Origin of the sequence: Rhodococcus sp. O3, from assembly GCF_048897285.1 — a bacterium.
Classification (GTDB): Bacteria; Actinomycetota; Actinomycetes; order Mycobacteriales; family Mycobacteriaceae; genus Rhodococcus.
Genome location: NZ_JBMBTE010000183.1, coordinates 1 through 6,909, shown reverse-complemented (window position 1 = coordinate 6,909; position 6,909 = coordinate 1). Strand labels below are relative to the sequence as shown.

At 71.0% G+C, this 6,909-nt stretch carries 5 protein-coding genes and 1 pseudogene; 5 read left to right on the top strand and 1 reads right to left on the bottom strand.

Features of this window, described 5'->3' with window-relative positions; all coding sequences use genetic code 11:
* Positions 1-209, bottom strand: a pseudogene (locus tag ACN675_RS26755) (EamA family transporter); the annotation flags it as partial.
* A gap of 116 nt (positions 210-325) precedes the next feature.
* On the opposite strand from ACN675_RS26755, the gene ACN675_RS26750 reads away from it, so the two are divergent.
* From ACN675_RS26750 to ACN675_RS26730, 5 genes are all read left to right on the top strand, one after another.
* On the top strand, positions 326-1,117 hold the full coding sequence (locus tag ACN675_RS26750; RefSeq protein ID WP_420753701.1) for a TIGR03084 family metal-binding protein: 792 nt from the start codon (positions 326-328) through the stop codon (positions 1,115-1,117).
* A complete protein-coding gene (locus tag ACN675_RS26745) occupies positions 1,114-2,829 on the top strand; it encodes an acyclic terpene utilization AtuA family protein (protein ID WP_420753700.1) in 1,716 nt (571 codons plus the stop codon). The genes ACN675_RS26750 and ACN675_RS26745 overlap by 4 nt, the downstream gene beginning before the upstream one ends.
* Positions 2,826-3,974 (top strand): acyl-CoA dehydrogenase family protein, encoded by a 1,149-nt coding sequence (locus ACN675_RS26740; RefSeq protein WP_420753699.1) that lies wholly within the window; start codon positions 2,826-2,828, stop codon positions 3,972-3,974. The genes ACN675_RS26745 and ACN675_RS26740 overlap by 4 nt, the downstream gene beginning before the upstream one ends.
* The gene (locus ACN675_RS26735) at positions 3,971-5,569 is read left to right on the top strand and encodes an acyl-CoA carboxylase subunit beta (RefSeq protein ID WP_420753698.1); all 1,599 of its coding nucleotides are present in this window, start codon (positions 3,971-3,973) and stop codon (positions 5,567-5,569) included. Before ACN675_RS26740 ends, ACN675_RS26735 begins: the two co-directional genes overlap by 4 nt.
* A 7-nt stretch (positions 5,570-5,576) precedes the next feature.
* Positions 5,577-6,909: acetyl-CoA carboxylase biotin carboxylase subunit (locus ACN675_RS26730; RefSeq protein ID WP_420753697.1), on the top strand; the 1,333-nt coding region annotated here is incomplete at its 3' end.

The following is a 6,909-nucleotide window of genomic DNA, read 5'->3' as shown; positions in this document are numbered from 1 at the left end:
CGTTGCGCCGCCGACCGCGCCATCGACGCCGGCCCGGCCACCGCGCACAACACGATTGCGCCGAGGACCAGGCGCAGGGTGACCGTGCCGGCCGCACCGACCCGATCGAACAGGGTGCTGGCGAACGCGGCGCCGAACTGGATCGACAGCACGGATCCGAGAACCGCGGCGACGGGCACCGCGCGTCGCGCCGGCTCCGGGTATCGCATGTGGCCTCCACTGTCCGACGCTCCCTGCGAACCCTAACCAGCGGTCGCCGACCGTGCGCGCCAAAAAACAATCACGAATGCTTGATTTCTGGCGAACAGCATGTGACGCTGGACCCATGACGGAGCTGCGCACGCTTCTGGACGACCTGCGCGCCGAGGGCGACGACCTCGATGCCCTGGTCGCGGACCTTCCCGCCGACGAGTGGGCCACACCGACGCCGGCCGAAGGCTGGACCGTCGCCCACCAGATCGGTCACCTGCTGTGGACCGACCGGGCGGCACTCCTCGCGATCGGCGACCCCGACGCGTTCGTCGCGGCCGCACACGACGCCCTCGCCAACCCGACCGGATTCGTCGACAAGGGCGCCGCCGAGCTGGCCGCCCGGCCTCCTGCGGAACTGCTCGCCGACTGGCGTGCCACCCGCCGCGAACTCTCCGACGCCCTCGCCGCCGTCCCGGCCGGCACCAAGATCCTCTGGTACGGCCCGCCGATGAGCGCGGCGTCGATGGCGACGGCCCGGCTCATGGAGACCTGGGCGCACGGCGGCGACGTCGCCGACGCACTCGGCGTCACCCGGACTCCCACCGCGCGCCTGCGCCACGTCGCGCACCTCGGTGTACGCACCCGCGACTTCGCATTCATCGTGCACGACCGCACCCCGCCTGCCGAGCCGTTCCGGGTGCAACTCGACGCCCCCGACGGCACCGTCTGGGAATGGGGACCGGCGGACGCGGCCCAGTCCGTCACCGGCCCGGCACTCGATTTCTGCCGTCTCGTCACCCAGCGGGTGCACCGCGGGGACACCGCGCTCGTCGCCACCGGACCCGACGCCGACGCCTGGCTCGACCTGGCCCAGGCGTTCGCGGGCCCGCCCGGCGCCGGCCGCGACAGCCGGGCATCCCGATGAGCGCACCCGTGCGGATCGGCAACTGCTCGGGCTTCTACGGTGACCGGCTCGCGGCGATGCGGGAGATGCTCGAAGGCGGTGACCTCGACTATCTCACCGGTGACTACCTCGCCGAACTGACGATGCTGATCCTCGGCCGCGATCGGATGAAGGATCCGAATCTCGGTTACGCCAAGACATTTCTGCGTCAGGCCGAGGACTGTCTCGGTCTCGCGCTCGACAAGGGCGTACGGATCGTCACCAACGCCGGCGGCCTGAACCCGTCGGGATTGGCGGCCGCGCTGCGCGAACTGGCCGGGCGACTCGGCGTCGATGCGACCGTCGCGCACGTCGAGGGGGACGACCTCGTCGGCCGGGTCGGCGAACTCGGGTTCTCGGCCGACCCGCCACCGCTGACCGCCAACGCCTACCTCGGGGCATGGGGCATCGTCCGGTGCCTCGACGCCGGTGCCGACATCGTCGTCACCGGGCGCGTCACCGACGCCTCGGTCATCGTCGGGCCTGCGGCCGCGCACTTCGGCTGGGCCCGAGACGATTTCGATGCGCTCGCCGGAGCCGTCGTGGCCGGGCACGTGATCGAGTGCGGCACCCAGGCCACCGGCGGCAACTACGCGTTCTTCACCGAGATCGACGACCTGGACCGCCCCGGCTTCCCGATCGCCGAGATCGCCGCCGACGGTTCGTCGACGATCACCAAACATCCCGGCACCGGGGGAGCGGTCACCGTCGGTACCGTGACCGCGCAACTGCTCTACGAGGTGTCCGGCGGTCGTTACGCCGGACCCGACGTCACCGCGCGGCTCGACACCGCTCAGCTCGCCCAGGAGGGACCCGACCGGGTCCGCATCAGCGGGGTGCGCGGTGAAGCGCCGCCGCCGACGCTCAAGGTCTGCCTCAACTCGCTCGCCGGGTTCCGCAACGAGGCGGTGTTCGTGCTCACCGGGCTCGACATCGAGGCCAAGGCCGCGCTCACCCGGCGGCAGGTCGAGGCGAACCTGACCGTCCGGCCCGCCGAACTCGACTGGACGCTGGCCCGCACCGACCACCCCGACGCCGACACCGAGGAAGCCGCGAGCGCTCTGCTGCGCTGCACCGCCCGCGACCGCGACTCCAACGTGGTGGGACGCGCATTTTCTTCCGTTGCAGTCGAATTCGCGCTCGCAAGCTATCCCGGTTTCTCGCTCACCGCGCCGCCGGGAAACGGCGCGCCCTACGGCGTGTACACCGCCGCCTACGTCGCCGCCGGTCTGGTCCCGCACACCGCGGTGCTGCCGGACGGAACCGCGGTCGCGGTCGAGCCGGTGACGCCCACCCGCCCGCTCGAGCCGCTGCCGGAACCGGACCTGCCGCATCCCCTGCCGCCGGGACCTGTCCGCCGCGTCCCGCTCGGCACCGTCGCCGGGGCCCGCAGCGGCGACAAGGGCGGCGACGCCAACATCGGCGTGTGGGTCCGCACCGACGACCAGTGGCGCTGGCTCGTCCACGCCCTCACCGTCGACGCCGTGAAGGAACTGCTGCCCGAGACGCGGCCGCTCACCGTGACCCGGTACGTGCTGCCGCACCTGCGAGCGGTGAACTTCGTCGTCGAAGGCATCCTCGGGCGCGGCGTCGCGTCCGGGGCCCGATTCGATCCGCAGGCCAAGGGCCTCGGTGAATGGCTGCGCGCCCGGTACATCGACATTCCCGAATCACTGCTGGAGACCACCGCGTGAGCATCTGGACCACCCCCGAACGCACCGCCCTGCGCGAGACCGTGACCGGTTTCGTGCAACGCGAGATCCTGCCGCACCTCGCGGACTGGGAACGCGACGGTGAACTGCCCCGCGACCTGCACAAGAAGGCCGCCGCGTTGGGATTGCTCGGCGCCGGATTCCCCGAATCGGTCGGAGGGTCCGGCGGCGACGCGGCCGACACCCTGACGATCTGCGAGGCGTTCCACGAGGCCGGCGCCTCCGGCGGTGCGTTCGCGTCGCTGTTCACGTGCGGCATCGCACTGCCGCACCTGATCGCGGCGGGCGATCCCGAACAGATCCGCAGGTGGGTCGCGCCGACGCTCGCGGGGGACCTGATCGGTTCGCTCGCGATCACCGAACCCGGAGGCGGCTCCGACGTCGGGCACCTGACGACCCGCGCCGTCCGCGACGGCGACCACTACATCGTCAACGGTGCCAAGACGTACATCACCTCCGGATGCCGCGCCGACTTCGTCGTCACCGCCGTGCGCACCGGCGGCGACGGAGCGGGTGGGGTGTCCCTGCTCGTGATCGAAAAGGGCACACCGGGATTCACGGTGTCCCGTAAGCTCGACAAGATGGGCTGGCGCGCCTCCGACACCGCCGAACTGTCCTACGTGGACGTGCGGGTCCCCGCCGCGAACCTGGTCGGCCCCGAGAACACCGGATTCGGGCAGATCGCCATGGCCTTCGTCGCCGAACGCATCGCCCTGGCCGCGCAGGCCTATTCCGGTGCGCAGCGCTGCCTCGATCTGACGGTCGCGTGGTGCCGCGACCGCGAAACCTTCGGCCGTCCCCTCGTCACCCGCCAGTCCGTGCAACGCACCCTCGCCGAGATGGCCCGCCGCATCGACGTGGCCCGCGTCTACGCCCGGCGCGTCGTCGAACGCTCCCTGGAGGGCGACGGCGACCTCATCGCCGAAGTGTGCTTCGCCAAGAACACCGCCGTCGAGGCGGGCGAATGGGTCGCGAACCAGGCCGTCCAGCTGTTCGGCGGGCTCGGCTACATGGCCGAATCCGAGGTCGAACGCCAGTACCGGGACATGCGCATCCTCGGCATCGGCGGCGGCACCTCCGAAATCCTCACCGAACTCGCCGCGAAACGATTGGGGTACACCGGATGAGCGCCCTGACCACCCGGATCGACCCGGCATCGGCGGAGTATCGCGCGGCCTCGGAGGCGATGACCGCCAAACTCGCCGAACTCGACGCCGAACACGCGAAGGCACTCGCCGGCGGCGGCGAGAAGTACGTCGCGCGGCACCGCGCACGCGGCAAGCTGCTGCCGCGCGAACGCATCGAAATGCTGATCGACCCCGACTCGCCGTTCCTGGAGCTGTCCCCGCTCGCCGCGTGGGGCACCGAGTTCCCGGTCGGTGGGAGCATCGTCACCGGGATCGGCGTCGTCGAGGGCGTCGAATGCATGATCACCGCCAACGATCCCACCGTCCGCGGTGGCACGAGCAATCCGTGGACGTTGCGTAAGAGTCTGCGCGCCAACGACATCGCCCTGCAGAACCGGCTTCCGTTGATCGCGCTCGTCGAGTCCGGCGGCGCCGACCTGCCCACCCAGAAGGAGGTGTTCATCCCGGGCGGGCGGTTGTTCCGCGACCTCACGCGCCTGTCCGCGGCCGGGATCCCCACCATCGCACTGGTCTTCGGGAACTCCACCGCCGGCGGCGCCTACATGCCGGGGATGTCCGACCACGTCGTGATGATCGAGAAGCGGTCCAAGGTGTTCCTCGCCGGCCCTCCGCTGGTGAAGATGGCCACCGGTGAGGAATCCGACGACGAAGCCCTGGGTGGTGCCGAAATGCACGCGCGCACTTCCGGTCTCGCGGATCATCTCGCCGTCGACGAATACGACGCGCTGCGCATCGGGCGCAACATCGTCCGGCGGCTGAACTGGCGCAAGCGGGGTCCGGCTCCGCGCCCCGACGTCCGCGAACCCCGCCACGATCCGGAGGAACTCCTCGGGATCGTGCCGGAGGATCTGCGCAAGCCGTTCGACCCGCGCGAGGTGATCGCCCGGGTCGTCGACGACTCCGACTTCGACGAGTTCAAACCGCTGTACGGGTCGTCGCTCGTGACCGGCTGGGCGCAGGTGCACGGGTTCCCGGTCGGGATCCTCGCCAACGCGCGCGGGGTGCTGTTCAACGAGGAATCCCAGAAGGCCGCGCAGTTCATCCAGCTCGCGAACCGCGCGGACACGCCATTGTTGTTCCTGCACAACACCACCGGCTACATGGTGGGCCGCGAATACGAGGAACGCGGCATGATCAAGCACGGCGCGATGATGATCAACGCGGTCTCCAACTCGACCGTCCCGCACATCTCGATCCTGCTCGGCGCCTCCTACGGCGCAGGCCACTACGGCATGTGCGGCCGCGCGTACGATCCGCGGTTCCTGTTCGCGTGGCCCAGCGCGAAATCCGCCGTGATGGGTGGGGCGCAGCTCGCCGGTGTCGTCTCGATCGTGGGTCGCGCCGCCGCCGAGGCGCGCGGCCAGGCGTTCGACGAGGCCGCCGACGAAGCGATGCGGGCCGCGATCGAGCAGCAGATCGAAGCCGAATCGCTTCCGATGTTCCTGTCCGGGCGCCTCTACGACGACGGCGTCATCGACCCCAGGGACACCCGAACCGTGGTGGGGATGTGCCTGTCGGCCATCGCCACCGCCCCGATCGAAGGCGCCGACGGTTTCGGCGTCTTCCGGATGTGAGGCCGCGATGACAATGTCCCGTGTGCTCGTGGCCAACCGCGGCGAGATCGCCCGCCGGGTCTTCGCGACCTGCCACCGCACCGGCCTCGCGAGTGTCGCGGTGTTCTCGGACGCCGACGCCCGCAGCCCGCACGTGTCCGATGCGGACGTCGCCGTGCGTCTGCCGGGGCACGCCCCGGCCGAGACTTACCTGCGCGGCGACCGGATCGTCGCGGCCGCGCTCGCCGCCGGCGCCGACGCCGTGCACCCCGGATACGGATTCCTCTCGGAGAACGCCGAATTCGCTCGAAGTGTGCAGGACGCGGGGCTCACGTGGGTGGGGCCGCCGCCGGCGTCGATCGAGCAGATGGGATCGAAGGTCGAGGCCAAGAAGCTCATGGCCGCAGCCAGGGTGCCGGTCCTCGCCGAACTCGATCCGGCCGCCGTCACCGCCGCCGATCTGCCCGTGCTCGTCAAGGCATCCGCCGGAGGCGGCGGGCGCGGCATGCGGGTGGTGCGCGACCTCGCGGACCTCGACGGTCAACTGGCCGCGGCCCGCCGCGAGGCGCAGTCCGCATTCGGCGACCCCACCGTGTTCTGCGAGCGCTATCTCGAGACCGGCCGGCACATCGAGGTGCAGGTCCTCGCCGACCGATACGGCACCGTGTGGGCGGTCGGCGAGCGCGAGTGCTCCATCCAGCGGCGGCACCAGAAGGTCGTCGAGGAAGCGCCCTCGCCGCTCGTCGAGGCCGTGCCCGGGATGCGGGAGCGGCTGTTCGAGGCGGCGCGGCTCGCGGCGACCGCCATCGGCTACGAGGGCGCCGGGACCGTCGAGTTCCTCGCCACGGGAACCGGAGCGGACGGGCAGGCGGGAGAATTCTTCTTCCTGGAGATGAACACGCGCCTGCAGGTCGAGCACCCGGTCACCGAATGCACCGCCGGCCTCGATCTCGTGGACCTGCAGTTCCACATCGCAGCCGGCGGACGATTGGATCCTGAACCTCCTCCGGTGCAAGGACATTCGATCGAGGCGCGGCTCTATGCGGAGGATCCGGCGCGCGGCTGGCAGCCGCAGTCCGGCACGGTGCACCGGCTCGCGCTGCCCACGACGCCCGCCGAATTCGCGGTGCTGCGCGAGACCGGGGTGCGGCTGGACTCCGGCGTCGTCGACGGCACCGAGGTCGGGGTGCACTACGACCCGATGCTGGCCAAGGTCGTCTCCCGGGCACCGACCCGCGCGGTCGCGGCACGGCTGCTCGCCGCCGCGCTCGCCTCCGCCGAGGTGCACGGGGTGCGCACCAACCGCGACCTGCTGGTGAACGTGCTGCGGCACCCGGCGTTCCTCGCCGGCGACACCGACA